Raw genomic sequence first — 25,781 nt, 5'->3', positions numbered from 1 at the left:
CCCCTTAAAAACAAGATAAAAAACCCCTGAAACCAGCCAGTGTTTATGGAGCTGAAGTCCAATATCTTTGCTGCAGTTATTTAAAGAGATATAATGAAAAAAGTAAGTTTAACCCTCCTTTTTTGTTTACTAAGTTGTTTGTTTTTTGCACAAGCGTTAAAAGTAGTTATTAAACAAGACGGCAAAGTAATTGAACCTGTCAATGATGTTTACGAACTGAAAAAAACTGCTTTTCTATTCGAAATTACTTCTGTCAATCTGGAAGGTTTTTTAATTGGAGCCACTACGGATAAGGATATCTATACGGCTGCTGCAGGTCCTTATAACCCCGAGGTTCCATGGTTTCAGAATACGGGAATGGCGGAGGAATTATATAACAAAGACAAAGAGCTGTTTTTGACGGATACGGCACCATCCTATTGGTATTATACCGATGCCAAAGATCATAGGTTCGATAAAAACCCTAAAGGCAATTTAAAACAATGGACGGCTACGCGTACCATTACAAGGTTTTATGACATTATGACGGACCAGGCAATCAATTTAAAAGATTTTGACGGAAATGCTTATGTATTCATGTATGAGTCTATATATAATGATGAATATGACTTAACAGGAAAGAAAATCTTATCTTTGCGTTTTATAAAAATTCCAGATTGCAGTTCACAAGAGTCCTATCTATTCGATAATCAAACCGTATTCTATGGCCAGTTTAATGGCTGAACTAAGATTAGAAGTCTGAAATTTTTCAATAAGGTTTTTCCGGTGACTTTCTACGGTGTGCGGGCTGATGAAAAGCTTTTCTGCCATTTGATTGGTCGTGAGTCCTTTCGCTACTTCGGCTAAAATTTCTTTTTCTCTTCTCGTCAGTTTTGGAACCTGATGTAGCCCATCCGCGGATTTTTTCTCCAAAACAGACTTGGTTTGCGAGCATAAAAACCGGTTACCTGCATATACAGCATTAATACCTTCAAGAATTTCGGAAACTGAAGCATTCTTCTGGATGTATCCCAAAGCGCCTTCAGCCAGAGTGCTGTTAATCACAGGCAGCTCATTATGAACGCTAAGCATAATAATCCGGAGATTCCCGTACTTTTTCTTTAAAGGTTTTATGAGTTCGATACTGTTGGTATCTACCAGATTAATATCCAGCAACAAAATATCGACAGCCTGTTTTGCCAGGCCTGCATTCATTTCTGAAACGCTTTTGAAACAATCTACTACATCTATCGTATCGCTGTTTCCTAAAATATTCTTCAATCCTTCCAATAGAAGTGGATGATCGTCTGTTATGGCTACTTTTATCATGTTAATGAATAGGAATTTGAAGTTCTATACTGGTCCCGATATTCAATTCGGAGGTGATGTTCATCGTTCCTTTTAAAAACTGGACCCTTGATTCTATATTATGAAAACCTGCCGTTTTTCTTACGTCTAAGCTTGCAGGGTCAAAACCTTTACCGTTATCCTCCACCGTAAGATGTAATACATTTTCTTCTTCACTTATCTGAATAATAATTTCAGAAGTATCGGCATGTTTTATGGCATTATTGACCAATTCCTGAATGATCCTGTATAAGATCAGTTGCTTGTCTTCTGGTATGGAGTTACTGTAATTAATAAATTCGGTATGGATGTCTAATGCGCTGTTGGACATGCGAGTGGCAAATTCCTGGATAGCTGCTTCTAAACCGTATTTCATTAATAAATCGGGCATTAAATTATGTGCTACACGTCTCAGCTCTTCCACAGCACCATCAATCTGGTTAATTGATTTTGAAATTCCATCCTCTATATTTTCGGATTGATGGAGATCTAAAGAAGAAAGCTGAAGTTTAGTTCCAGAAAGAAGACCGCCCAATCCGTCATGAAGATCACGGGCTAAACGGCCTCGCTCCTGCTCCTGTCCCTCCAACAATGCAGTAAGCGTAGATATTTTTGAATTCTGTTTCTCTTTTTCCATGGCTAAGGCATGCAGCTCGTCTCTTTGCTTCATCGATTTTGCACGTTGCTTGTAGGCATACAGCAATAAGACGATCAAAACGATGAAAATAAAGATAAAAATAATGTAATAGGTATTGATCTTTTCCTTGAATGTCAAAAGCTTTTTATAATTGCTGATGTCATTGTTTTTTTGCTTGGTTTCTAATTTTGCCAACCGGAGTTGCTGCTCTTTTTTCTCCGATTCAAGCTCTGAAAATTTCAGTCGTTCCCGCTGATTTTCTTCCACCAGTTTTAAATTGTTGTAAACCTGTTCACGTTGTGCCCGAAGAATATTGATCAACCTGATTTCTTGTGCTTTTTTATCACTTTCCAGCTGGAGCTTTATGTACTTCTGTTCCTGTCGTTCTTTATCAAACTGCGATTCCAGCCTTTTGGTAATATCCAGTTTTTCCTGATCGTAAATACTTTTGTATTTATCTACATAGCTTTTATAGTATATCAGCGCTTCTTTGTAATTGCCTTGTTCTTCGCTAATTCGGGATAAAGATTCAAGAATAGATAATTCTATATTATGATCTCTGACCGGGCTTTTCTCAATTTCCATAGAGGCTTTTAGAAAGTAAGACTTGGCTAAATCATAATTTTTACTCTGCAGGGCCAGTTCTGCCAAAATCCCAAATGAAGAAGCAATATGAATGGCATCACCGGTTTCCAGGCTCACACTATTGGCTAATTGCGCATATTGCATCGCCCTATCTCTATTAAACTCAGTATACAAATTCGCTAAATTGATGGCGGCATATGAAAGACTGCTCCTGTTGAGCATAGCCTCTTTATTTTTGTTGAAAGTTGCAATAGACTGTAAATAATATTGTTCTGCCTTATTTCTCAACGCTGTGTCCGATGGATTTTGAGCGTATTTCTGTTCATATACGTAACCCATCCGCATATAGGCATCGAAGATGAGATTAGGGTCATTTTGCCTGGATGCCAACAGCAAAAACTGTTTACTGTATTTTTCTTCCAGCTGGTATTCATTAAGGTTAGAATAAATAGTGGACAACTCTTTAGCCGCGTTGCCAAATCTTCCGTACAGTGTAGAAGTTGTGGGCGAGTTTTCGTAATAGTCGATGGCTTTCAAGTAAGCAGCAACAGCATCGGCCGTTTTATTATTACGGATCAGAATCCAGCCCTTTGCATACTGGAAGTAGCCTTTAGCTTCGTTGCTGCTCGTTTTTAAACTATACATCCTTGCCATGTCCAGGCTTTTTAAAGATTCAGCTTCTTTATTATCAAGCCGATAATTCATAGCCTGTACAGCATACAAAATGGTAGCATATTTTCCATCGGCCTGTTTGGCTGCAATGGGAATGCTTGTTTCTAAAATCTGGTAAGATTTAGATTTAAATTTATGGAAAAATAAGGCAGTAGCGAATTTGGGAGCCAGATTTAATTGCTCTGTCGTATTTTTTGAAGCATGGTCATATTCCTTTTCTAATTTGCTTAAAACATTCTGTGCCTGAGCAAAAAACGGACAAATACATAAAGTAAAAATAAATAACAGCCTGTACATCAAACTCTTGTCTCTATTAAGTTTTATTCAATTAAAAAACGTAAATATAGGAAAATACCCGCTAATCTGTTTCGAAACAGTGTTTCTCAGGCCATAATCGTTGAGTTAAAGATAATCAAAGGTATTAGATAAAAATATCCCTGATAATGGGGTTTTTTAGTTTATTCCGTTTTATCAGTTATACTTTAATCGCATAAGATACTGTTTTCCTTAGATGCTCTATTAATTTAGCGTTAATAATGCATTATGCTGCTTTATATTTTAATCAATATATTATCTTAGATCAACATATTGCAAATATTTTCCATATACATTTGTGATATATAAACACTATTCATTTATTAATCATAAAAAACAAAACAATGAGCACACTTACATTAAAAGACGGAACTGAAATTTATTACAAAGACTGGGGAAAAGGACAGCCTGTATTTTTTCATCACGGATGGCCATTATCCAGTGATGACTGGGATGCGCAGATGCTGTTTTTCCTGGAACAGGGCTACAGAGTTATTGCTCATGACAGAAGAGGCCATGGAAGATCTGAACAGACTGCAGAAGGACATAATATGGACACCTATGCTTCTGATGTTGCAGAAATTGTAGAAGCTTTGGATCTTAAAGATGTTATCCATGTAGGACATTCTACCGGAGGTGGTGAAGTGATCAGATATGTGGCACAGCATGGAAAAGGAAGAGTGGCAAAAGCAGTTTTAATAAGTGCCGTTACGCCAATTATGGTTAAAAACGAAAACAATCCGAATGGTGTACCCATGTCTGTGTTCGATGATATCCGTAATAATACTGCTCATCACAGACAGCAATTCTATATTGACCTTACATTCCCTTTTTACGGGTATAACAGAGAAGGAGCTAAAGTTTCTGAAGGTATCCAAAGGAACTGGTGGAGACAAGGAATGAATGGATCTATCAAAGCTCATTATGACTGTATTAAAGCTTTCTCTGAAACAGATTTCACAGAAGACCTTAAAAGTGTAGAGGTACCGGTTTTGGTATTACATGGTGAAGATGACCAGATTGTACCATTTGAAACTACCGGCAAGGTTGCCGCTACCCTTCTTAAAAACGGAAAATTAATTTCTTATCCCGGATTTCCACATGGAATGCCTACTACAGAAGCAGAAACGATCAATAAAGATTTATTATCATTTTTTCAATCATAATCAATTTACATTATAATATTTTAAAGCCGTCATTTGAAAAAAATGGCGGTTTAATATTTAAAATACACTTAATGGTGTGTTAAATTTAATTAAAAACTACCATTAATAAAGGATTTGTTTACATTAATTTAATCTTACAATTGTGATTTAATATTATAATTACTATTTTTGCAATGTTAAATCATAACCTATGAAAATTAAATTACTGACTTTATTAAGTCTTACGATGCTTCTTGCATCTTGCACTCAGGATGATGCTCTTGACAATGTAAATACGAATGTGCAAAATGAAAAGCACAACATGGCAGGTAAAAACAATGAATCCCGTATTTTGGATCTTACACGCTATACCCTTTTAAAGGAGAGCACCAACCATCCGCAGATATTAGAAGCCGGACAATCCATCACTATGGAATACGGCGGCAGCACTTACAAATTTATCATGCAGACGGACAATAATCTTGTTCTGTACAGGGAAAGACCAGGTCTAACTAATGTAATCTGGCATTCCAATACCTACAGAAGCTCAGGTACCCCTAGGCTTATTGTACAAAACGATGGAAATATGGTGATTTACAGAGACGGAAATGCTCTTTGGAGTTCCAATACCGCAGTTAACTATTATGTAGCCAATCCGCACGTTAAGCTTCAGCTTTATTCAAGAACCGGAGCTGCAATTCCTTCAGGATTCAGAATTAAAGTTATTTTAGGTGGAAATAATGAAGAAAGAAACGATATCATCGTTGAAGACTTCTTATAATAAAAACCTTTTATTTATAGCCGTTTCATTGAGAAACGACTTTTTATATTTATATCTGACAAAATCACAGATAATGAAAGTTTGGATTGATTTTTTTTGTATCTTTGCAAACTGTAATTCCTCTGTATTGCAGGAATCAAGGACAAGATATTGATAACAAAACAATAAAAAAGCAGAACAATGCCAAAATTAAAAACGAAATCAGGTGCTAAAAAGCGTTTTAAACTTACCGGAACTGGGAAGATTAAAAGAAAGAATGCTTTCAAAAGCCACATCTTAACTAAGAAAGAAACTAAGCAGAAGAGAAATCTTACGCAGACTTCTTACGTTGCTGCTGTGGATACAAAAAGTGTTCTACGTCAATTAGCCATTAAGTAGTTTTTATAAATCTATATTCGGTTTATAAGAATTCAAACAAATTCAACAATTTAACCCTGAAATGGTGCCACTAAGAGCAGTTTAACTGCCGCCCCTTTCAAAAAAACAATTTAAATTATGCCAAGATCAGTAAATGCAGTAGCTTCAAGAGCTCGCAGAAAGAAAATTATTAAGCAAGCTAAAGGTTTTTTCGGTAGAAGAAAGAACGTTTGGACTGTAGCTAAAAACGCGGTAGAAAAAGCAATGCAATATGCTTACCGTGGAAGAAAAGAGAAAAAGAGAAACTTCAGATCACTTTGGATTACTCGTATTAACGCGGGTGCCAGAGAGCATGGAATGTCTTACTCTCAGTTTATGGGAGCTCTTAAAAAGAACAACGTAGAGCTTAACAGAAAAGTTTTAGCTGATTTAGCAATGAATCATCCTGAAGCTTTCAAAGCAGTTGTAGATCAAGTAAAATAATGTAGAATTTTTTGTTATCAATATAAATCCCGGGCTATGTCCGGGATTTTTTATATCCATATAAATTAAAGGAATTTCGTGTTTCGGAAAGCATATTAAAAAATAAAATCATATTAGAAAGTTTTCATTTTGGATAAAATAAATTGATTTTTATTATCTACATTTGCTGAATTATTAAATCTATAAATCTTTAGTTAAAAGTGAAAAAAATAACGACTCTTTTACTCCTTTCTTTATCAGCTTACAGTCTTCAGGGCCAGAATTTTATACAGGCTTATCAAACAAGGGTTGATAAGATATCCCAAGCCAATATTACAGCAAACCTACAGAATTTTGGAGATCTTGGTGTAAAAGCGACTGGTACCGTAGAAAATACAAATGCACTGAACTGGCTCAAAACCAAATACCAGTCTTACGGGTATGATGTAAGCCAGATCACAGAAGACAGTTTCACCTATAACGGCAACACTTCAAAAAATTTAATTGTCACCAAAACAGGAACCGTCTATCCAGACACTTATGTGATCATCTGTGGTCATTATGATACCATAGTTGGCCCCGGAGTAAGTGACAATGGCAGCGGAACTTCTATTATGCTGGAAGCAGCCAGAATTTTAAAAGATGTACCTACAGAATATTCTGTGAAATTTATTCATTTTTCCGGTGAAGAGCAGAATCTTTTGGGAAGTACACACTATGTCAATAATGTTGTTTTCCAGAATAATGTACGCCAGCTTAATCTGAAAGTTGTATTCAATATCGATCAGGTTGGAGGAAAACTGGGGAATGTAAATAATAATATTAAATGTGAAAGCGATCAGAGCGGGCAAACCGGTAATAACGCAGCATCATTGGCGATGACACAACAGTTGGCTACCTGTACCACGTTATATTCGCCGCTTCAGACGACCATGTCAAATGCCTATAGTTCGGATTATATGCCATTTGAAAATAAAGGGGACATTATCACAGGATTTTATGAAACAACCAGAAGCTATAACGAACATACTGTTAATGATACTTTTGCCAATGTGGATCCTGTTTATGTATTTAATGTCGGAAAAGCGGCTTTGGGCGCATTGCAGCATTTTGCAGTAGCTTCAACCGTTACCCTGGCAACAGATGATGTACATACCAAAAATTCATTAGAAGCAATCAGGATTTATCCTAATCCGGCCCGTGATGTTCTAAATATTGAGTTGCCAAAGGACCTCAGTCACTTTAAGGTAGAAATTAGTGATATGAATGGCCGCTTAATTTTAAATGCAGAAAACGAAAAGAAAATGAATACTTCCGGTCTGGCAAACGGAGCGTATATGGTCACTGTAAAATCCGATAAAAACAGCATCACCAAAAAAATCATTATAGAAAAATAATCACACACCAACCCAAAATATTTAATATGAAAAAACGTACCATCTTTTTATGGGCTGCATTAGCGGCCGGAAACGTCAGTGCCCAAACTCTCATTCAGGCTTATAAGAACAGAGCCGATCTGGTTTCGCAGACCAGCATAACAAACAATCTTCAGGAATTTTCCAATTTAGGGATAAAAACGACGGGATCATTGAATAATGCCAATACCCTGGCCTGGATCAAGAATAAATATACCTCTTACGGATATTCTGCCAGCCAGATTGTAGAGGATCCATTCACTTTTGGAAGTACAAGCTCCAAGAACCTGGTTATTACCAAAACTGGGACTTTGTATCCTAATAAGTATGTGATTATCTGCGGACATTATGATACGATTACAGGTCCTGGAACCAATGATAACGGCAGCGGAACTTCGGTTATTTTAGAGGTAGCTAAAATTCTAAAAGATATTCCCACGGAATATTCCATCAAGTTTATTCATTTCTCAGGAGAGGAACAGGGCTTATATGGAAGTTCTCATTATGCCAACAATGTTGCGTACCAAAGCGGGGTAAAAAAATTGGATATCAAATTAGTTTTTAACCTTGATCAGGTAGGTGGTAAACTAGGCAATCTCAACAGTAAAATCATCTGCGAAAGAGATACTGCAGGCCAGTCTGGAAACAATGCAGCTTCCAACACCGTTACGCAGCAACTGGCAACATGCACTACCCTGTACTCTCCTCTTCAGACCAGTATTTCCAACGCCTATTCCTCAGATTATATGCCTTTTGAACAAAAAGGATATGTGATCACCGGTTTTTACGAATATACAAGAAGTTATACTGAACATACGGTGAACGATACTTTTGCCAATGTAGATCCTGTTTATGTATTTAAAGTAGCCAAAGCTGCGGTAGGTGCCATGCAGCATTTTGCAACAGCATCTTCAACCGTTACAGCCGTTTCTGCAGGTAAAGAAAAGCCAGTAAAATCATTGGAATCTGTAAAAATTTATCCAAACCCGGCGAAGGATATTTTAACAGTAGAATTACCTGATCCAGCAATAAAAGATTTCACCGTTGAAATTACCGATCTAAAAGGACTTTCTCTATTGAAAGTAGAAAACCGGTCTCAGGTGAATGTTTCACATTTAAACAATGGAATTTATTTATGCACTGTTAAAACCGAAGGTTCAAGTGTTACCAGAAAGATCATTATTGAAAAGTAAATAGACCTTAAAGTCCCGGCATTTATCCAGGATTTTAATTGTTCAGATTCACACCAATCACCACAATCTTAAACTAATTAAAATGAAAAAAACAATCACCATGCTGTCTGTTTGTCTGGCAGTATTCAGCAGTAAGGCCCAGACTTTTATACAGGCTTATCAGGACAGGGCCAATCTGATTTCACAAACCAATATTACCACGAATTTACAGCAGTTCTCAAACCTGGGCATCAAAACTACGGGTTCACTCCAAAATGCCAATGCATTAACCTGGCTGAAAAATAAGTATACTTCATTTGGATATTCTGCCAGCCAGATCGTAGAAGATCCTTTCACATTTGGGAGTACAAGTTCTAAAAATCTGGTCATTACTAAAACGGGAACGGTTTACCCTAATAAGTATGTGATCATCTGCGGGCATTTTGACAGTATCTACGGCCCTGGGGTGAATGATAATGGAAGCGGAACCTCTATTATTTTAGAAGCTGCAAGGATTTTAAAAGATGTTCCTACGGAATATTCAATTAAATTCATCCATTTTTCCGGTGAGGAACAGGGATTGAGAGGAAGCACCCATTACGCTAATAATGTAGCTTATCAGAACGGGACAAGGGTATTGGATATCAAGCTGGTATTCAATCTTGACCAGGTAGGCGGTGTTATGGGCAACAACAATAATACGGTATATTGTGATCAGGATCAGGCTGGGCCAACTAGCAATAATGCCGCTTCGGCAGCAGTAACGCAGCAGCTCAGAAACTGTACGACACTATATTCCCCTCTTCTTACGGCTGTGGATCCTGCAGAGGATACAGATTACATCCCATTTGAAAGAAAAGGAGAAGTGATCACTGGTTTTTTTGAAAGAATAAGAAGTACTTACCCGCATTCCATTGATGATACTTTTGCCAATACAGACCCTGTTTATATTTACAAAATAGGAAAAGCAACGGTTGGAGCACTACAGCATTTTGCAGTTGCCACTTCGGTAAGTTCCATCGTACTGGGAGCAAAGGAAACCGCTTCAAATCATTCTCTTGAAACAACCCTATCCATTTATCCCAATCCTTCTAAAGATACCATCAATATTGAGCTTCCCGATACCGGCAGAAAAGATTTCAGTTTCGAAATTACAGATCTTTCAGGAAAATCACTTCTTAAGGCGGCTAATGAAAAGACAGTCAATGTTTCAGGACTGGCCGCAGGAGCTTATATTGGCGTTATTAAAGCTGATGGACAGACTGCTGTACGAAAAATTCTGATTGAAAGATAATTGAAAAATTAAATATGAAATGTGAGCAGGAAAAATCTTTCCTGCTTTTTAATTTAATCTAATTTGAATTTAAAATCAAAACTATAGGTCAGATTTTTAATTTCCTTTTCTAATAAACTATTCCTGGATTAGTATGGAGACAGATACGATCAATATTTCTTAAACCGAACCCATATATTCTTAAGGGTCGCAAAGGCGGAATCGATTTCTGGTCGATTCGACTAAGCCTTCGTTTTATTCTTCCCACAGTGTATACTTTCCCTGTCTATTTATCCCTGCTTAGAAGAATGGTCTCAATATCCTCCATCTCAAATCCTTTTGCCTTAAGCAGGATCAGGAAATGGTAAAGCAGATCTGCCGCTTCGTTCTTAAAAAGATCATCATTGCTGTCTTTGGCTTCAATAACCAGTTCTACAGCTTCTTCTCCTACTTTCTGAGCCATTTTATTGATGCCTCTCTGATAAAGGGAATAGGTATAGGAACCTTCTGTCTTATGATCTATTCTTTCAGCAATTTTTGCTTCTAATTCATATAAAAATCCTTTGCTTTCTTTTTCACCGAAACAGCTGAAGCTTCCGGTATGGCAGACTGTATTTGTAGGAACGGCCTGAATCAAAATGGTGTCCTGATCACAATCTATACTTATGTTTTTTACGGTCAGAAAATTGCCCGATTCTTCTCCCTTAGTCCAAAGCCTGTTTTTAGAACGGCTGAAAAAGGTGACAATACCTTCCCTTTCCGTCTTTTTATAAGCTTCCTCATTCATGTAACCCAACATGAGTACCTGCTGTGTTCTGCTGTCCTGGATAATAACTGGGACAAGTCCGTTATTTTTATCAAAATCTATTTTCATCGTACGGGTATTTTTTGATTTTTTAAGTATTGCTTTAATTCCTGAATGGGCACTTCATTGAAATGGAAAATACTGGCTGCCAGAGCTCCTGTTGCTTTTGTTTCATCAAATACTTTAATGAAGTCATCTGCGCTTCCAGCTCCTCCTGAAGCAATCACAGGGATAGAAACAGCTTCCGAAACTAGCTTCGTGATGCGGATATCAAATCCGTTTTTTGTTCCGTCACCATCCATCGAGGTCAACAAGATTTCTCCGGCTCCCAAAGAAGCTGCTTCCTTTGCCCAGTCTACAGTATTTAAGCTGGTAGCCTGTTTTCCACCTCTGACGTATACAAGATCTGATCCGTCTGTAAACCGTGTATCAACAGCTACAACCACGCATTGGCTTCCGAATTCTTTGGCAAGCTCATAGATCAGCTGCGGGTTTTTAACGGCAGAAGAATTGATGCTGATTTTGTCTGCTCCAGCTTCCAGAAGCTTCCTAACGTCGTCCACAGAAGAAATTCCGCCACCTACTGTAAATGGGATGCTCAATTCCCGGGCAATTTTCTTTACCAGATCTGCAAATGTTTTTCTGTCTTCCAGAGTTGCCGTAATATCCAGAAAAACCAGCTCATCAGCCCCTTCCATTTCGTATTTCACCGCAAGCTCAACAGGATCTCCGGCATTCCTGAGCCCTTCAAAATTAATTCCTTTTACCGTTGTTCCGTCTTTAATATCCAGACAGGGAATGATTCTTTTTTTAAGCATTTTCAATAAATTTCTGAAGTTGTGGTAAACTTATTTTTCCCTCATAAATAGCCTTCCCGATAATTGTTCCTGAACATCCGATTTCCTTCATGCTGTATACATCTTCCATACAGGAAATTCCACCGCTGGCCGTAAGCTTTACCGAGGTTTTACCCAATATTTCTTTGTACAGATCTGTAGATGGCCCCTCCAGCATTCCATCTTTTGAAATATCGGTACAGATCGTTTGGCTGATTCCTTTTTCCTGATACTGAAGGAGAAAACCTATGATATCTAAAGTACTTTCTTCCAGCCATCCGGACGTTTTGATCTTTCTGTTCTCACAGTCAGCCCCTAAAATGATCTTGTCATTGCCATATTTTTGAATCATTTCAAAACAGAATTCCGGATCCTGTACGGCAATGCTACCAAGGGTGATCTGCTTTGCTCCTGAATTAAAAGCAATTTCTATGTCATCCCCGGTCTTTAATCCACCCCCAAAATCAATATGAAGAGAGGTTTCCGTGGCTATATTTTCCAGGACTTTTTGGTTCACGATATGCTTAGATTTAGCTCCGTCGAGGTCAACAAGGTGAAGAAATTGGATTCCAAAGCTTTCGAATTCTTTGGCAGTCTCTACAGGATCTTCACTGTATATTTTTTTGGTAGCATAATCTCCTTTTGATAGGCGGACACATTTTCCGTCAATAATATCAATAGCTGGAATAATTTTCATCATTTACAATTTTATAAAGTTGTTTAATATTCTGCTGCCCGTTACCCCAGATTTTTCCGGGTGAAACTGTACCGCAAAAAAATTATCTTTCTGCAAGGAAGCACTGAACGGCAGAATATAGTCACATACCGCAGCGGTAGACGCTGATTGCCCACAATAATAGCTGTGAACAAAGTAAAGATCACTGTTATCTTCAATTCCTGAAAAAAGTGGAGATTTCAGCCCGGAAATAGTATTCCAGCCCATATGGGGAACCAGATTTTCGGGCGGAAACTGTTTAACTTCCACATCAAAAATTCCTATTCCTTTTGTGTTACCCTCTTCATTATCACCACACATCAGCTGCATTCCCAGGCAGATTCCCAAAACAGGCTGTTTCAGACTTGGAATAAGTGTATCAAGACCTTTTTCTTTAAGGACTTTCATTGTTGAAGAAGCTTCCCCAACACCCGGAAAAATAACTTTATCCGCTTTTAAGATGAGTTCAGGATCATCTGTAATGATGGAACCAATACCGAGCCTGGCCAAAGCATTCTGGACCGAGCTTACATTCCCCCCGTTATATTTTATTAGTGCAATCATATTATAAGCTTCCTTTAGTTGATGGTAAATTAAAACTGCTGTCCGACTGGTTCACCGCCATTTTAACGGCTTTTGCAAATGCTTTGAAAACAGCTTCTATTTTGTGGTGCTCGTTACTGCCTTCCGTTTTGATGTTCAGATTGGCTTTTGAAGAATCTGTAAATGATTTGAAAAAGTGAAAAAACATTTCTGTCGGGACATCCCCTATTTTTTCTCTTTTGAAATCAACATCCCAAACAATCCATGGCCGGCCTCCGAAATCAATGGCAGCCTGAGCAAGACAATCGTCCATCGGAAGCAGAAACCCGTATCTTTCAATCCCTTTTTTATTACCCAGCGCTTTTAGAAAAGCCTCTCCTAAAGCAATTCCTGTATCTTCAATGGTGTGATGCTCATCCACATTAAGATCTCCTTTAACTTTAATTTTAAGATCTAAATTTCCGTGTCTGGCGATTTGGTCCAGCATATGATCAAAAAAATGAAGTCCCGTTGAAATTTCTGCAATTCCCTTCCCGTTGAGATCTATTTCAATATCAATTTCAGTTTCATTGGTCTTTCTGTAGACTTTAGCCTTTCTTGATTCCTGTTTTAAAAAGCGATAGATCTCAGACCAATCTGTTGTTGTAAGTGCAGCATTTTCATTAAAGTTTTCATTGATAAAAATAGCTTTAGTTCCCAAATTTTGAGCAAGTTGAACATCTGTCATCCTATCTCCGATAACGTAAGAATTTTCAAGATCATAACTTCCGTAAATGTATTTTGAAAGCATTCCAGTGCCAGGTTTTCTCGTAGGAAGGTTTTCATGCTCAAAACTTTTGTCGATCAGAATATCACTGAAAATAATTCCTTCGTTTTCAAAGGTCTTCAGCATTTTTTCCTGTGGTTTGATAAAATCTTCATAGGGAAAACTTTCAGTTCCTAAACCATCCTGATTGGTTACCATCACCAATTCGTAATCCATTTCCCTAACAATTTTGGAAAGGTTCTGAAAAACTCCGGGATAAAATTCAAGCTTTTCCAGTGAATCTACCTGAAAATCTTTGGGCGGTTCTATAATAAGAGTTCCGTCACGGTCTATAAAGAGTACTTTTTTCATGATGCAATTGCTTTTAAAACATTGATTAATTTTTCGTTTTCTTCACGGGTTCCTATGTTGATCCTGATACAGTCCGGGATCGCAGGTGCTCTTTTACTGGTAAGAATTTCTTTTTCAAGCATTCCATTGTACACTTCTTCAACATTTTTCATTTTAATCAGGAAGAAATTGGCATCCGTTGGAAACACTTTTACGATACATTCAATGGCTTTAAACTGCTCTTCCAGCCAGGCTCTTTCCTTGAGTATACTATCAACATTTTCCTTAAGCTTATTTTTATCGTCCAAAAGGTTTAAAATAACTTCCTGGCTTAGGGCATTCACATTATAAGGAGCTTTCACTGTATTGATCAGGCGAATAATCTCTTCGGATGCATAAGCAGTTCCTACTCTCGCTCCGGCTGTTCCCCAGGCTTTAGAAAATGTCTGCAAAACAATTAAGTTGGAGTATTTATTCAGCAGCTCAATTCCAGATTTATTTCCTGAAAACTCAATATAGGCTTCATCAATGACAACAATACCATCAAAGTTCTGGATGAAAAATTCGATATCCTCAACGCTATTTCCCGTCGGATTATTCGGTGAGCACAGGAAGAAAATTTTAATCTCACGTTCTTTTGTAATCTTTAAAAAGTCATCTTTTACCATTTCAAAATTTTCATCCAGATCCAGCTTGAGAACTTCATTTTCATTCACTGCAGCGTAAAAGGCATACATTGCAAATGAAGGGTTCATCATCAGAATAGCATCTTTTTTAGGTTCGCAGAAAATTTTGATGATCAGATCGATCAGTTCGTCGCTTCCGTTCCCGAGTGCGATCTGATTGGATGAAACGTCTTTAAGTTCCGCCAGCTTTTTCTTAAGTTTTTTTTGTGTAGAATCCGGATACCTGTTGAATTCCCCGAACGGACATTCATTCGCATCCAGCATTACAGGAGCATTGAATTCATTATGATCTCTGAAACTGATGTAAGGCTGTAGGCTCAGTATATTTTTTCTTACTAAAGTATTGAGGTTAAATTCTTTCATTATATTATTTTAATCTGATAGATACTGCATTTTTGTGGGCAATAAGGCCTTCGGCTTCTGCCATTATTTCAATTGTTTTTCCTATTTTCTTTAATCCTTCTTTAGACAAATGCTGAAAGGTGATTTTCTTGACAAAGCTGTCGAGAGAAACCCCACTGTAATTCTTTGCATAAGCATTGGTTGGCAGTGTATGATTGGTTCCGCTGGCATAATCTCCGGCGCTTTCACAGGAATAATTTCCGAGGAAAACGGATCCTGCATTTTCAATCATTGGCACATATTGATTAAAATCTTCCAACGCAAGAATAAGATGTTCCGGAGCGTACAGGTTACTGAATTCCAGAGCTTCATCAATAGAATTGACCAGAATAAAAAGACTGTGATCCAACGCCTGACCGGCCATCTTATTTCTCGGAAGCTTTTTGATCTGCTTTTCAACGGCTTCAACGGTTTCTGTAAAAATCTTATAATCTGTGGTGATAAACACGACCTGGCTATCACTTCCGTGTTCTGCCTGCGACAGCAGATCTGCTGCACAGAACCCGGGAACGGCTTTATTATCTGCGATAACAAGAACTTCACTGGGGCCCGCAGGCATATCAATCGCCACACCATAACGCTGTGCATATTCTTTCGCTGCAACGACAAATTGGTTTCCGGGTCCAAAAATTTTATACACTTTCGAGATGCTTTCTGTTCCCAGAGCCATCGCTGCAACGGCCTGTGCTCCTCCGGTCTTAAAGATTTTTGTAATACCGCAAAGCTTCGCTGCATACAGAATAGCCGGATTAATATTCCCATTGCTATCCGGTGGCGTACAGAGAATAATCTCTTTACATCCTGCCAGATTGGCTGGTACTGCAAGCATGAGGACTGTTGAAAATAAAGGTGCTGTGCCTCCCGGAATATAGATGCCTACTTTTTCAATTGCACGGTTTTCTCTCCAGCAGATTACTCCTTTTACCGTTTCAATTTTTTGTGTTTCTACAATTTGGGAAGCATGGAATTTTGAGATATTTTCTTTTGCCTGCTGAATAGCCTTCTTTAAATCTTCAGAAATTTCATTTTCTGCATTTTCCAATTCGGTTTCTGACACTGTGATTTGTGGAGTTACTGCTTTATCAAATTTTTTATTGAATTGAATAAGTGCCTGATCCCCATATTTTTCGACGGATTCAAATATTTCTGCAATAAGCCCGGATATTTCTTTACGCTCAAAAACAGGTCGTTGTACAAGATTCGTCCATGTTTTTTTTTCAGGATATCTGTATATTTTCATAATTAAATAACCATTTTATCGATTGGAATAATGAGTATATCCTGGGCTCCGTTTTCTTTCAGTTCATCAATCACGTCCCAAAATCTTTCTTCGTCAATTACGGAATGGATGCTGCTCCATCCTTTTTCTGCCAAAGGAATGACGGTGGGGCTTTTCAATACGGGAAGAACCGAAGCAATATCGCTGATTTTATCATCAGGAACATTCATGAGGATATATTTCGAATTTTTGGCTTTTAATACGGATTTAATTCTGAACAGGAATTTATCCAGAATGGCTTCTTTTTGAGTATCGAGCAAAGAGGTTTTTGCTAAAACTGCTTCTGATGTCAGAATCGTAACGGTTTCCCTTAATCCGTTTTTAAACAGTGTGCTTCCGGAACTTACAATATCACAGATGCCGTCTGCCAGACCAATATTCGGGGCAATTTCCACTGAGCCGGAAATAATATGAATATCGGAAGCAATTCCTTTTTCCTCAAGGAAATTTTTAAGGGTATTGGGATAAGAGGTAGCGATTTTTCTACTCTGAAAGTAGGAAAGATCATCGGTTTCCACATCTTTGGGAACGGCTAAGGAAACACGGCATTTTGAGAATCCAAGCTTCTGGACAATCTGGATATTTTTCTGTTTTTCAGCTAAAAGATTTTCGCCGACAATGGCAATATCTACCACCCCGTCTTCAAGGTATTGTGGAATATCTGAATTTCTGAGATACATGATCTCCATGGGAAAGTTGTCTACGGAAACTTTTAGCTGGTCTTTCCCGTTGTTAACAAAAATACCGCAGTCTTTGAGGAGCTGAAGAGAATCTTCGTAGAGCCGGCCACTTTTCTGAATCGCAATTTTTAATTTACTCATTGTATTATTTTAAGATAAATCTGAGTAAATGAAAACTGATCTGTTGGATACGTCCGGAAGAATCCGGGAAACAAAAAAACCGTCTGTTTACTCAGACGGTTTTAATTATTTTTTGATTTTAACACATGTTTCTATCAACCAATTCCGTCTTAGCAGAGATGATGATAGTAATGATGAAGTGTTAAAAAATTCGGTTTCATTGTTTTGAATTGTGGTACAAATGTAGGATTTATTTTTAAACTGCAAAGTTTTTTTACAGATTTTTTTTGTAGAGATCCATCAATTGCTTGGCAATAGGCTCGTCATTAAATTTCTGAACAAACTCGAAACTCTTTTCTGCACGGCGTTTTCTTTCGGATTCATTTTCCCAGAGAAATTTTATTTTGGCACCGATATCGAGATAATTGGCAGGATCGATGTAAACGGAGTCTTTTCCTCCTGCTTCCGGCAAGCAGCTGGCATTGCTTGTGATTGTCACTGTCTTTGAAAAAAGAGCTTCTATTACCGGAATTCCAAAGCCTTCAAAAAAGCTCGGGTACACAAAGATGTCTGCCAGTTTGTAAATTACAGCCAATTCATCCATGGAAACCCCTTCCTGGAAAATCACCTGTTTTTCCATTTTGTTCTTCCTGATAAAGGCTTCTACTTTTTTGTAGTAGTTAGTCTTTCTTCCAACAACAACCAGCGGAATATCTGTTCCGCTGATTCCTTTAACGATATTGAGAAGGTTTTTACGGTCTTCGATGGTTCCAACGTTTAAAATATAGCGTTCCGGAAGACTGAACTTTCCCTTTACCTCCTGAGTAAATTCATTAGACTGCTGTTCTTTAAAAGCTTTGTGGCATCCCTGGTAAATAACTTCAATTTTGCTTTCAGGAACTTTTAAATAGGCGATAATATCTCTTTTGGTCTGTTCTGAAATAGCAATGATCTTATCTGCTGAAGAAGCTGCTTTTTTAAATTTCCACAGGTGTATTTTCCGGTCAAAGAAGGAATAATACTGCGGATATCTCATAAAGATCAGGTCATGGATCGTTACAATTTTTTTGATAGGTTCTTTCCCCCATTTCAACGGAAGTTCACCGGAAAGACCATGAAATATATCTGCTCCTTGTTTTTGGGCATCTTTTCCCATTTTAAGCTGTCGGGAAAGATTTCCTTTTGAGGTAGATACAAACCGGACATTTGGTTTTTCCAGGATTTCTTTACCTCTCTCTGAACTGTTTTTGTTCAGCAGCAGGTATTCGTTTTCAGGATAGTATTGAGAAAGAATCCTGACAAGGTCCCTTGAATAATTGCCCAATCCGGACGTATTGTGAAAAAAACGTTTTGCATCGAAGGCAATTTTCATATCAAAGTTTTTAATAAGCTTTTTTAACTGTTTAAAGGTATAAATAAAATAAACCCTAAATGACTATTCAGGGTTTATTATATAAATTTTAAAATGAAACTTTAAAATTTAGGGAAAACACAGCTTATACGGCTACATTATTCTCTCTTAAAGCATCATTAAGGGATGTTTTTTTATCTGTAGATTCTTTTCTCTGGCCGATAATCAATGCACATGGAACCTGGTATTCTCCTGCAGGATACTGTTTTGTATAGCTTCCCGGGATTACTACTGAACGGGCAGGAACTCTTCCTTTGATCTCAACAGGCTGGTCACCTGTAACGTCAATAATTTTTGTAGAAGCAGTCAGTACAACATTAGCACCCAATACGGCTTCTTTTTCTACGTGAACACCTTCTACAACGATACATCTTGAGCCGATGAAACAATCATCTTCAATGATAACAGGAGCTGCCTGTAAAGGCTCCAATACACCACCGATACCAACTCCACCACTCAGGTGAACATTTTTACCGATCTGTGCACAGCTTCCTACTGTTGCCCAGGTATCAACCATAGTTCCTGAATCTACATAAGCTCCGATATTTACATAAGACGGCATCAAAATCACTCCTGAAGCAACGAAAGATCCTTCTCTGGCAATTGCATGCGGTACAACTCTTACTCCTTTTTCGGCATAATTTCTCTTCAAAGGAATTTTGTCATGAAATTCAAACGGACCTACTTCAATAGTTTCCATCTTCTGAATCGGGAAATACATTACTACGGCTTTCTTCACCCATTCATTTACCTGCCATCCATTTTCTGTAGGCTCAGCAACACGAAGCTCACCTGAATCCAATAAAGAAATAACTTCTCTTATCGCTTTCTTGCTGTCTTCGTTCTGTAATAAATCTCTATTATCCCAAATGTTTTCAATAGTTTGTTGTAACGACATGTTTCTTGTTTGATTTTAGTATAAATTATCCCTGCAGCTTCCCACAGTTCTGAAGGCCAAAAATACAAAAGATTGTCATAGTATACAAGTTAAGTCACAGACCCTGCATACTGTTATTCACAAATAATAGTCTTAGTTATAGTACTCTCTGAGCGTGGAGATAAGCTTTATTCCAGTATTTTTCGTTTAATGAAGAGATAATCACCCCTTTTGAAGTTGAAGCATGGATGAATTTCACTTCTCCATCTGCCCCGATATCGTGAACAATACCTACATGGGAAACCCTGCTTCCTCCGGCTGTTGCAAAGAAAAGCAGATCTCCGGGCTTTACTTCCTTGATGTCAATCTTTTTACCAGCATCTGCCTGGTCTGTTGATCTTCGCGGAAGGGAGAAATCATTTTCTTCAAAAACTTTTACGGTAAATCCTGAACAGTCAAAACCTGAAGATGTATTTCCTCCAAATCTATAAGGCGTTCCGATATATTTTTCAGCATCTTTCAGGATATCGCTGACTGATCTGGAAATGCTTCCGTTAAATTTTGAATCTAGTTTTCTGAGATTCTCAGTTTTTACAACAGTTTTATTTCCTGTATTTTTTTTGGAAGATACCTTCTTTGAAGATCCGCAGGAAACTGCAATAACAGAGGCAATCATAAGAACGGAAAGCTGCTTTATTCTTAAGTTTTTTTCAAATAATCCCGGTATCATAGTCATCTGATTTTAAATGAAGTAACTAATTATATGGCAAATATACATTTTTATATATTAACTATAGTATAACTATACTACAACTATATAATAAATATATGTTAAAATTATAATTTCATATATTTATTAGTATATTTGAGTCCAATTTTGTGATATGGCAACGTACGAAAGTTTAATAAAGATCAATGGAAGCGTAGGCGATCTGGTTTTTTACAGCCTGAACGGGAAAAATGTGGTACGGAAGAAAAGTGGATTCAATAAAACGGCTTTCAAGAAAAGTCCTACTTATGAAAAAGTAAGGCAGAACAGTTCTGAATTCGGGCATTGCTCGAAAGCAGGAAAAATGATACGAAGCTGTATTGAAAACTATATTAAGGAAACCGGCGAGCCTCTGCTCTACCAAAGGTTTGCGAAACTGATGACCGCGATTAAGGATTTTGATGCTGTTTCAGAGAAAGGAAAAAGAACCGTGCACAACGGTCTTCTTACTGAAAGAGGAATGACGTTTCTCAAGGAATTTAAATTTGGAAATAAAAAGAATTTCAGCAGTGATTTTTTTGTTTTTGAAGAAAAGGAAGATATGGTCCTGAATGTAGCGGATAATCTGCCAGCAGATGAAATAGTAATAATCACCATACACCCGGATCTGGAAATATATTCTGCTGAATATTTTGAAGATCAACTTTTGGTAAAGCAGGATGCAGAAATCCGTTTTAGGAGGCATTTTCAGGATGCCGGGCTCCTACTCTGTTTTTTAGTGCTTAGAAGTAAGGGAGAAACTACCCATATGGGATTTATTGAAATAAAAAAGCCTGCAGATTAATCTGCAGGCTTTCTGTTTATTGTTTGTTTCCTGTCCAGGTTCCGGATCTAGCCGGTGTAGGAACAGCGTTTGACCAATTTCCGTTTCCATTTTTTTCTCTTGAAAGAGTTCCTTTGAATTCTCCATCGGAAGGAAGCCCGACTACAGCAGTAAGATCTCCGGTATCAGTTAAATTTCCGGAAATGTTATAATTTTCGTCATTGACTGTAGAATGCATTGTTCCGGTTACCTTCCCGTCACTGGCAACCACAAGATTCCAGGTTCCATCATCACTTCCGGTATATTTTCCTGACCATGTTCCTATATAATCATAAATAGTATCATCATCAGAGCTGCATCCGATAAATAAAAAGGCTGTTAAAAGAAGTAAAAAAAGTTTCTTCATAGTTTCTAATAGTTTATAAGCTAATCAAATTTTATTGTTATTTATTCATCTTCTACTTTAGAAATAGAAAAACTGAATAAGTATTTTGGCTTGTTCCGTGCAAATCTACTAATTTTTTTGATTCAGATTGTCTGAATTTTAATCAGCTGTTTATATTTTTATGAATAAGCTGCATATTTTGGCTAAAATACAATTATTTACTAAATGGAAACAAGCAATTACACAGTAAGATATTAAAAATAGGTGCAGTATTTCATTGTTTCAATAGCAATTACTTTAATTAATTATTACACGATTCAACTTTTCATGATTTTTTTCCTGCCAAAAATAATTTATATGAAATTTGTCTTCAAGATTATAAATATTTCTTACTTTAGTGAAAAATCTAAATAACTATTAAAATTCAAATAATAAGATGAAAACAGGATTAATATTTTTTGTTGCAATAGCCTTTTCCGGCGGTGTGAAATCACAGGTAGGGATTAATATAGAATCACCTACCCATACCCTGGATGTCAACGGGCTGGTTCGGGTGAGAGGGCTTGCCAATGCGGAAAGAAAAATAGTTGCTGCAGATCCGCAAGGAGTTTTAACGTTAGTTTCACCTGAAGAAATTTTCTCTCCGAAAGCATTATTAAACACCTCCATGTCTCCTGCTGAACAAAGGCTGACCGTTTATGAAGGAAAATGTTTCCAACCGACTGATAATGCCTCTTCCTGCACGGTTAGTGTAAATCATTATAGCTCATGCGCTGGTTTTACGAAGGCAATAGATACTCAAATCGTGGTAGGGCAAACTATTAATACGGGTAATGGGCAGTTTTTGGGAACCTGGGCTGCGCGCTTTATTGATAATAAAGGTTATGTAGGCGGACTAACAGCCGCTGAACAGGTTGCCCCCGATTATCCCAGAATCTCCTACCCTGTTGCGAATGCGGCCAATTATTTGGGAAGCGGATCCTTCTCCGGGCAATGTAATGCGGATCTGGTAACCACCATCAATCAGACAACAGGTGATATCAAAGTAGAGTCTGTGAAAAGAAGTATGTTTGCCCATCTTGTCTATCTCTTATCTATATCACGCTCAAGAAGTAACTAGTAAACATTTTTTATAGAAAGAAAATAGCTGTATTTTATTATGCGGCTATTTTTTTTTTGAGAATGCATAATTCTAGTTTCTAGTTAAAATTTATAGATCATTGCAAAGACAGCCAATAATCACTAAATTGATATATTATTTAATATTACGGCGGATATCCTGATATTGTTCCGTAAATAATTCCGGAGTAATTTTCGTCTCTAAAAGCAATAAAATCTTGCTGAACTTTACTTTGAGATAGAAACCTTTATCCAGTTCCAGTTTTCTGTCAGAATAATGGATGATTACTTTGGGTGTTTTGTATTTTCCTAATCTAACCATATCTACTTTTATAATATCGTTCCAGGAAATAACATGTTTCCTCAGTCCACCGGTAAAACAAATTCCTTTATCGGAAATAACCAATTTTAGCCTGGTATAAAAAAACATAGAAACAGCAATTAGAAATATCAAGGGAACCAAAAAAATAACCTCCCCGACTGCATCTTTAAACACTAATAAAGTAATTCCCAGCAATATTAAAGCAGGGCTCAAAATGTACACTATAATTTTTAGCCATTGGGGTGCTGAAAAAGATTCTTCATGTAATATTAATTGCATTATGTAAAAATATGTTTTTTTGACATGAGTTTATACTCTTCGTATTACTTAAATCAAGAATTATAATTATGCATTACTGCAAGTTCAAATGAATTGAATTTTCGGTCATGGCAAGGTTTAATTTCATGCAAGGTCAAATAAATTCGGAATTTCTAACAACTTCTGAAAAGTTCACCATGTTTAGACATAACTAAATAGTCATATTTGTATGTACAAAAATTAAAAACAATATTATGTCGAAAAATAATTTACAGGGCAAAGTTGTATTAATTGCCGGAGGAGGCAAAAACCTGGGAGGATTACTAAGCAAAGATTTTGCAGCTAAAGGAGCAAAACTTGCCATACATTACAACAGCGAAAGTTCTAGAGCAGAAAGTGAAAAAACTTTATCTGAAGCTCAGGCTTTAGGAGCAGAAGCATTTTTATTTCAGGGTGATCTCACCAAAGTGGAAAACGTTACTAAATTCTTTGATGAAGCTATTGCTAAATTCGGGGGTATTGATATTGCGATCAATACAGTGGGTATGGTATTGAAAAAACCGTTTACAGAAACTACTGAAGAAGAATATGATAAAATGTTCGGAATCAACTCCAAATCAGCCTATTTCTTTTTACAGGAAGCCGGTAAAAAGCTAAATGACAATGGTAAAATCTGTACTATTGTAACTTCATTACTGGCTGCTTACACAGGTTTATATTCCACTTATGCAGGCGCCAAGGCTCCGGTAGAACATTTTACAAGAGCAGCTTCTAAAGAGTTCGGAGCCAGAGGAATTTCTGTAACAGCTGTTGCTCCAGGTCCAATGGATACGCCCTTCTTCTACGGACAGGAAAGTGAAGATGCAGTAGCTTATCACAAATCAGCATCAGCATTAGGTGGGTTGACGAATATTAATGACATCGCTCCGCTGGTAGAATTTTTAGTGACTGACGGTTGGTGGATTACAGGCCAGACTATTTTTGCAAACGGCGGCTATACAACAAGATAAGCCGGATTAGCTTTTATGGATCAGATAATGGGTAATTAGGATTACAAAGTCTAATTATCCATTTTTTTTTAAAGCATTTTTATTTATTGAAATATTTATTTTTTAACAGCTATACATTCAATTTCAATACTTGCATTTCGAGGCAAAGACACTACTTCAATAGTACTCCTTGCGGGGAAATGATTATGAAAATACTTGCTATATATTGTATTGACTATTTCAAAATGGTTCATATTGGTCATAAAAATGGTTGTTTTTGTGATATGTTCAAAATCGGAATGATTGTCCTCGAGAATAATCTTTAAATTCTCAAAAATCTGAACTGTCTGTTCTTCAATTCCTGCTTTTAAACTGTTTGTTTTTTGATCCAATCCGATCTGGCCTGAAATAAATATCAGATTCTCATAATGGGTTGAATGGCTATAAGGGCCTATGGGGTTTGGTAAATCAGTATGTTTTACCGCATAACTTCTTTTTTTATACTGCATGACACCAATGTCAGCGAAAACAGTAAAAATATAAATTTGCTCATGTTAATTGATTTTATGAGATAAAAAAGAAGTTAGCTTGTAGAAAACTAACCTCTTTTGTTTTTCACTTACTTTTTGATGAAGTTGAATAATTCGTTATTAAATTTTTCCAGTTCCTCGATGAAAAGGGCATGACCGCTTTTTTCGAAAGGAACCAAAGTGGCATTTTTAAGTAAGGCTTTCATTTGTTCAGCAAGATCATAGGAACAGATTTTATCTAACTTACCGTGTAAAATCAGCGTTGGAATTGTTATTTTCTTCAGATCATTACGCAAGTTACTGTCTCTTAAGGTTTTTAGCCCTTCTGCCATTGCGTAAGGTGATGCCTGAGCCTGAATATTTCCTAACCAGGCTCCATGCCCTTGAGACACACTGGTGTCATTTGCAGGAAAGATTTTACCGAATGTGGCGAATAGCTCTGGACGGTTTGTATTGTTGAGATTAATCAATCCATTAACATCCTCTTTGGTCCATAAACCATAATTAAAATCCGCACGTTTTGTCCATACAGGTGCCGCTGCTCCAAACAATGCCATTTTGGAAACATGGGCCGCATTATATTTGGCTACATAATGAATGACCGTTGCACCTCCCATCGAAAATCCACCGATTGTTGCATTTTTAATGTCCAGTTTATCTAAAACGACCTTAATATCATCCGCAAAAACATCATAGTTATACTTTCCTCCGGGTTTATCGGATAATCCGAATCCTCTTAATGTAATTCCTATCACCCGGTAACCCTTTTGAATAAAATCGGCATATTGATATTCATACATAGCATCGCTCAATGGCCATCCGTGAATTAAAACAATAGGCTCCCCCTCACCAAGGTCGGTTACATGAAGCCGCACATTCTTTTCTACTTCAATATATTCTTCCCTTCCAAAGGAGGCGGGGGTTCTTTTAGTTTGTGAAAATACTTGGCTTGAAATTAATGTTGTAAATAATACGATTGCTAAAATTAAATTTTTCATGATTTTTAAATATTTAGTTGTTGTTATAATTGTTATTTTTTGATAGTACAAAGTTGGG

28 protein-coding genes are annotated in these 25,781 nt (G+C 37.2%); 11 read left to right on the top strand and 17 right to left on the bottom strand.

Going from position 1 to position 25,781, the window contains the following annotated elements; all coding sequences use genetic code 11:
* Window positions 1-138: 138 nt before the first annotated feature.
* Complete coding sequence (locus DRF61_RS01365; RefSeq protein ID WP_228452534.1) at window positions 139-723, top strand: hypothetical protein; 585 nt, start codon at window positions 139-141, stop codon at window positions 721-723.
* Here DRF61_RS01365 and DRF61_RS01360 read toward each other — a convergent pair.
* Window positions 679-1,308 (bottom strand): response regulator transcription factor, encoded by a 630-nt coding sequence (locus DRF61_RS01360; protein WP_111953286.1) that lies wholly within the window; start codon window positions 1,306-1,308, stop codon window positions 679-681. The genes DRF61_RS01365 and DRF61_RS01360 overlap by 45 nt on opposite strands.
* A gap of 1 nt (window position 1,309) precedes the next feature.
* Window positions 1,310-3,517: a tetratricopeptide repeat-containing sensor histidine kinase gene (locus tag DRF61_RS01355; protein WP_111953284.1), complete on the bottom strand. Its 2,208-nt coding sequence runs from the start codon at window positions 3,515-3,517 to the stop codon at window positions 1,310-1,312.
* Between the two features lie 362 nt (window positions 3,518-3,879).
* Here DRF61_RS01355 and DRF61_RS01350 point away from each other — a divergent pair, with 362 nt between their 5' ends.
* The 7 genes from DRF61_RS01350 (at window position 3,880) to DRF61_RS01320 (ending at window position 10,161) form a co-directional block, all read left to right on the top strand.
* The gene (locus DRF61_RS01350) at window positions 3,880-4,701 is read left to right on the top strand and encodes an alpha/beta fold hydrolase (RefSeq protein WP_111953282.1); all 822 of its coding nucleotides are present in this window, start codon (window positions 3,880-3,882) and stop codon (window positions 4,699-4,701) included.
* Window positions 4,702-4,891: 190 nt separating this feature from the next.
* On the top strand, window positions 4,892-5,461 hold the full coding sequence (locus DRF61_RS01345) for a hypothetical protein (protein WP_157963350.1): 570 nt from the start codon (window positions 4,892-4,894) through the stop codon (window positions 5,459-5,461).
* A 180-nt stretch (window positions 5,462-5,641) separates the two neighbouring features.
* Window positions 5,642-5,839 (top strand): 50S ribosomal protein L35, encoded by a 198-nt coding sequence (gene rpmI, locus DRF61_RS01340; RefSeq protein WP_047453167.1) that lies wholly within the window; start codon window positions 5,642-5,644, stop codon window positions 5,837-5,839.
* Window positions 5,840-5,956: 117 nt separating this feature from the next.
* Window positions 5,957-6,301, top strand: coding sequence for a 50S ribosomal protein L20 (rplT, locus tag DRF61_RS01335; protein WP_034705993.1), 345 nt, complete (start codon window positions 5,957-5,959; stop codon window positions 6,299-6,301).
* A gap of 200 nt (window positions 6,302-6,501) precedes the next feature.
* Window positions 6,502-7,677, top strand: coding sequence for a M28 family peptidase (locus tag DRF61_RS01330; protein ID WP_111953280.1), 1,176 nt, complete (start codon window positions 6,502-6,504; stop codon window positions 7,675-7,677).
* A 26-nt stretch (window positions 7,678-7,703) separates the two neighbouring features.
* The gene (locus DRF61_RS01325) at window positions 7,704-8,888 is read left to right on the top strand and encodes a M28 family peptidase (protein ID WP_111953278.1); all 1,185 of its coding nucleotides are present in this window, start codon (window positions 7,704-7,706) and stop codon (window positions 8,886-8,888) included.
* Between the two features lie 82 nt (window positions 8,889-8,970).
* Window positions 8,971-10,161, top strand: coding sequence for a M28 family peptidase (locus DRF61_RS01320; protein WP_111953276.1), 1,191 nt, complete (start codon window positions 8,971-8,973; stop codon window positions 10,159-10,161).
* A gap of 265 nt (window positions 10,162-10,426) precedes the next feature.
* Here the strand turns inward: DRF61_RS01320 and hisIE are convergent, their stop codons facing one another.
* The 11 genes from hisIE to DRF61_RS01260 form a co-directional block, all read right to left on the bottom strand.
* Window positions 10,427-11,014: a bifunctional phosphoribosyl-AMP cyclohydrolase/phosphoribosyl-ATP diphosphatase HisIE gene (gene hisIE, locus DRF61_RS01315; RefSeq protein ID WP_111953274.1), complete on the bottom strand. Its 588-nt coding sequence runs from the start codon at window positions 11,012-11,014 to the stop codon at window positions 10,427-10,429.
* Complete coding sequence (gene hisF, locus DRF61_RS01310) at window positions 11,011-11,763, bottom strand: imidazole glycerol phosphate synthase subunit HisF (protein ID WP_111953272.1); 753 nt, start codon at window positions 11,761-11,763, stop codon at window positions 11,011-11,013. The genes hisIE and hisF overlap by 4 nt, the downstream gene beginning before the upstream one ends.
* Entirely contained in the window at window positions 11,756-12,478 is a 723-nt protein-coding gene (hisA, locus tag DRF61_RS01305; protein WP_111953599.1) for a 1-(5-phosphoribosyl)-5-[(5-phosphoribosylamino)methylideneamino]imidazole-4-carboxamide isomerase, read from the bottom strand. Before hisA ends, hisF begins: the two co-directional genes overlap by 8 nt.
* A 3-nt stretch (window positions 12,479-12,481) precedes the next feature.
* Window positions 12,482-13,060 (bottom strand): imidazole glycerol phosphate synthase subunit HisH, encoded by a 579-nt coding sequence (gene hisH, locus DRF61_RS01300; RefSeq protein ID WP_111953270.1) that lies wholly within the window; start codon window positions 13,058-13,060, stop codon window positions 12,482-12,484.
* Between the two features lies 1 nt (window position 13,061).
* Entirely contained in the window at window positions 13,062-14,156 is a 1,095-nt protein-coding gene (hisB, locus tag DRF61_RS01295; RefSeq protein ID WP_111953268.1) for a bifunctional histidinol-phosphatase/imidazoleglycerol-phosphate dehydratase HisB, read from the bottom strand.
* Window positions 14,153-15,184, bottom strand: a complete 1,032-nt coding sequence (gene hisC / locus DRF61_RS01290) for a histidinol-phosphate transaminase (RefSeq protein WP_111953266.1) — start codon at window positions 15,182-15,184, stop codon at window positions 14,153-14,155. Before hisC ends, hisB begins: the two co-directional genes overlap by 4 nt.
* Window positions 15,185-15,188: 4 nt before the next feature.
* Window positions 15,189-16,463: a histidinol dehydrogenase gene (gene hisD, locus DRF61_RS01285; protein WP_111953264.1), complete on the bottom strand. Its 1,275-nt coding sequence runs from the start codon at window positions 16,461-16,463 to the stop codon at window positions 15,189-15,191.
* 2 nt (window positions 16,464-16,465) lie between these two features.
* A complete protein-coding gene (gene hisG / locus DRF61_RS01280; RefSeq protein WP_111953262.1) occupies window positions 16,466-17,323 on the bottom strand; it encodes an ATP phosphoribosyltransferase in 858 nt (285 codons plus the stop codon).
* A 253-nt stretch (window positions 17,324-17,576) separates the two neighbouring features.
* Complete coding sequence (locus DRF61_RS01270; protein ID WP_111953258.1) at window positions 17,577-18,674, bottom strand: glycosyltransferase family 4 protein; 1,098 nt, start codon at window positions 18,672-18,674, stop codon at window positions 17,577-17,579.
* Between the two features lie 124 nt (window positions 18,675-18,798).
* Window positions 18,799-19,611 carry a 2,3,4,5-tetrahydropyridine-2,6-dicarboxylate N-succinyltransferase gene (locus DRF61_RS01265; protein WP_111953256.1) on the bottom strand — a complete coding sequence of 271 codons (813 nt, stop codon included), beginning with the start codon at window positions 19,609-19,611 and terminating at the stop codon, window positions 18,799-18,801.
* A 136-nt stretch (window positions 19,612-19,747) separates the two neighbouring features.
* Window positions 19,748-20,320 (bottom strand): C40 family peptidase, encoded by a 573-nt coding sequence (locus DRF61_RS01260; RefSeq protein WP_111953597.1) that lies wholly within the window; start codon window positions 20,318-20,320, stop codon window positions 19,748-19,750.
* Between the two features lie 154 nt (window positions 20,321-20,474).
* Here DRF61_RS01260 and DRF61_RS01255 point away from each other — a divergent pair, with 154 nt between their 5' ends.
* Window positions 20,475-21,143, top strand: coding sequence for a hypothetical protein (locus DRF61_RS01255; RefSeq protein WP_111953254.1), 669 nt, complete (start codon window positions 20,475-20,477; stop codon window positions 21,141-21,143).
* A gap of 16 nt (window positions 21,144-21,159) precedes the next feature.
* Here the strand turns inward: DRF61_RS01255 and DRF61_RS01250 are convergent, their stop codons facing one another.
* Window positions 21,160-21,528, bottom strand: a complete 369-nt coding sequence (locus DRF61_RS01250; protein ID WP_111953252.1) for a hypothetical protein — start codon at window positions 21,526-21,528, stop codon at window positions 21,160-21,162.
* A gap of 415 nt (window positions 21,529-21,943) precedes the next feature.
* On the opposite strand from DRF61_RS01250, the gene DRF61_RS01245 reads away from it, so the two are divergent.
* A complete protein-coding gene (locus tag DRF61_RS01245; RefSeq protein WP_111953250.1) occupies window positions 21,944-22,627 on the top strand; it encodes a hypothetical protein in 684 nt (227 codons plus the stop codon).
* Between the two features lie 135 nt (window positions 22,628-22,762).
* Here DRF61_RS01245 and DRF61_RS01240 read toward each other — a convergent pair whose 3' ends face one another.
* On the bottom strand, window positions 22,763-23,227 hold the full coding sequence (locus DRF61_RS01240; protein WP_111953248.1) for a hypothetical protein: 465 nt from the start codon (window positions 23,225-23,227) through the stop codon (window positions 22,763-22,765).
* Between the two features lie 233 nt (window positions 23,228-23,460).
* On the opposite strand from DRF61_RS01240, the gene DRF61_RS01235 reads away from it, so the two are divergent.
* Window positions 23,461-24,216, top strand: coding sequence for an SDR family oxidoreductase (locus DRF61_RS01235; protein ID WP_111953246.1), 756 nt, complete (start codon window positions 23,461-23,463; stop codon window positions 24,214-24,216).
* Between the two features lie 95 nt (window positions 24,217-24,311).
* Here the strand turns inward: DRF61_RS01235 and DRF61_RS01230 are convergent, their stop codons facing one another.
* Window positions 24,312-24,704 carry a Rid family detoxifying hydrolase gene (locus DRF61_RS01230; RefSeq protein ID WP_111953244.1) on the bottom strand — a complete coding sequence of 131 codons (393 nt, stop codon included), beginning with the start codon at window positions 24,702-24,704 and terminating at the stop codon, window positions 24,312-24,314.
* A 110-nt stretch (window positions 24,705-24,814) separates the two neighbouring features.
* Window positions 24,815-25,723 (bottom strand): alpha/beta fold hydrolase, encoded by a 909-nt coding sequence (locus tag DRF61_RS01225; RefSeq protein WP_111953242.1) that lies wholly within the window; start codon window positions 25,721-25,723, stop codon window positions 24,815-24,817.
* Between the last annotated feature and the right edge of the window lie 58 nt (window positions 25,724-25,781).

The sequence above is a fragment of the Chryseobacterium lathyri genome (genome assembly GCF_003290185.1).
Lineage (GTDB): Bacteria > Bacteroidota > Bacteroidia > Flavobacteriales > Weeksellaceae > Chryseobacterium > Chryseobacterium lathyri.
The sequence above is the reverse complement of the archived record's forward strand: the minus strand, read 5'-3'. Positions and strand labels throughout refer to the sequence as shown.

Bases quoted from the DNA above. Each gene is read 5' to 3' on its own strand.
- DRF61_RS01345 (WP_157963350.1), top strand. From the start codon at position 4,892: ATGAAAATTAAATTACTGACTTTATTAAGTCTTACGATGCTTCTTGCA.
- rpmI (WP_047453167.1), top strand. From the start codon at position 5,642: ATGCCAAAATTAAAAACGAAATCAGGTGCTAAAAAGCGTTTTAAACTT.
- rplT (WP_034705993.1), top strand. From the start codon at position 5,957: ATGCCAAGATCAGTAAATGCAGTAGCTTCAAGAGCTCGCAGAAAGAAA.
- hisF (WP_111953272.1), bottom strand. From the start codon at position 11,763: ATGCTTAAAAAAAGAATCATTCCCTGTCTGGATATTAAAGACGGAACA.
- DRF61_RS01325 (WP_111953278.1), top strand. From the start codon at position 7,704: ATGAAAAAACGTACCATCTTTTTATGGGCTGCATTAGCGGCCGGAAAC.
- DRF61_RS01230 (WP_111953244.1), bottom strand. From the start codon at position 24,704: ATGCAGTATAAAAAAAGAAGTTATGCGGTAAAACATACTGATTTACCA.
- DRF61_RS01320 (WP_111953276.1), top strand. From the start codon at position 8,971: ATGAAAAAAACAATCACCATGCTGTCTGTTTGTCTGGCAGTATTCAGC.
- DRF61_RS01240 (WP_111953248.1), bottom strand. From the start codon at position 23,227: ATGCAATTAATATTACATGAAGAATCTTTTTCAGCACCCCAATGGCTA.
- DRF61_RS01250 (WP_111953252.1), bottom strand. From the start codon at position 21,528: ATGAAGAAACTTTTTTTACTTCTTTTAACAGCCTTTTTATTTATCGGA.
- DRF61_RS01225 (WP_111953242.1), bottom strand. From the start codon at position 25,723: ATGAAAAATTTAATTTTAGCAATCGTATTATTTACAACATTAATTTCA.
- hisIE (WP_111953274.1), bottom strand. From the start codon at position 11,014: ATGAAAATAGATTTTGATAAAAATAACGGACTTGTCCCAGTTATTATC.
- DRF61_RS01355 (WP_111953284.1), bottom strand. From the start codon at position 3,517: ATGTACAGGCTGTTATTTATTTTTACTTTATGTATTTGTCCGTTTTTT.
- DRF61_RS01260 (WP_111953597.1), bottom strand. From the start codon at position 20,320: ATGATACCGGGATTATTTGAAAAAAACTTAAGAATAAAGCAGCTTTCC.
- DRF61_RS01360 (WP_111953286.1), bottom strand. From the start codon at position 1,308: ATGATAAAAGTAGCCATAACAGACGATCATCCACTTCTATTGGAAGGA.
- hisB (WP_111953268.1), bottom strand. From the start codon at position 14,156: ATGAAAAAAGTACTCTTTATAGACCGTGACGGAACTCTTATTATAGAA.
- DRF61_RS01235 (WP_111953246.1), top strand. From the start codon at position 23,461: ATGTCGAAAAATAATTTACAGGGCAAAGTTGTATTAATTGCCGGAGGA.
- DRF61_RS01270 (WP_111953258.1), bottom strand. From the start codon at position 18,674: ATGAAAATTGCCTTCGATGCAAAACGTTTTTTTCACAATACGTCCGGA.
- DRF61_RS01350 (WP_111953282.1), top strand. From the start codon at position 3,880: ATGAGCACACTTACATTAAAAGACGGAACTGAAATTTATTACAAAGAC.
- hisH (WP_111953270.1), bottom strand. From the start codon at position 13,060: ATGATTGCACTAATAAAATATAACGGGGGGAATGTAAGCTCGGTCCAG.
- DRF61_RS01255 (WP_111953254.1), top strand. From the start codon at position 20,475: ATGGCAACGTACGAAAGTTTAATAAAGATCAATGGAAGCGTAGGCGAT.
- hisD (WP_111953264.1), bottom strand. From the start codon at position 16,463: ATGAAAATATACAGATATCCTGAAAAAAAAACATGGACGAATCTTGTA.
- hisC (WP_111953266.1), bottom strand. From the start codon at position 15,184: ATGAAAGAATTTAACCTCAATACTTTAGTAAGAAAAAATATACTGAGC.
- DRF61_RS01265 (WP_111953256.1), bottom strand. From the start codon at position 19,611: ATGTCGTTACAACAAACTATTGAAAACATTTGGGATAATAGAGATTTA.
- hisG (WP_111953262.1), bottom strand. From the start codon at position 17,323: ATGAGTAAATTAAAAATTGCGATTCAGAAAAGTGGCCGGCTCTACGAA.
- hisA (WP_111953599.1), bottom strand. From the start codon at position 12,478: ATGAAAATTATTCCAGCTATTGATATTATTGACGGAAAATGTGTCCGC.
- DRF61_RS01245 (WP_111953250.1), top strand. From the start codon at position 21,944: ATGAAAACAGGATTAATATTTTTTGTTGCAATAGCCTTTTCCGGCGGT.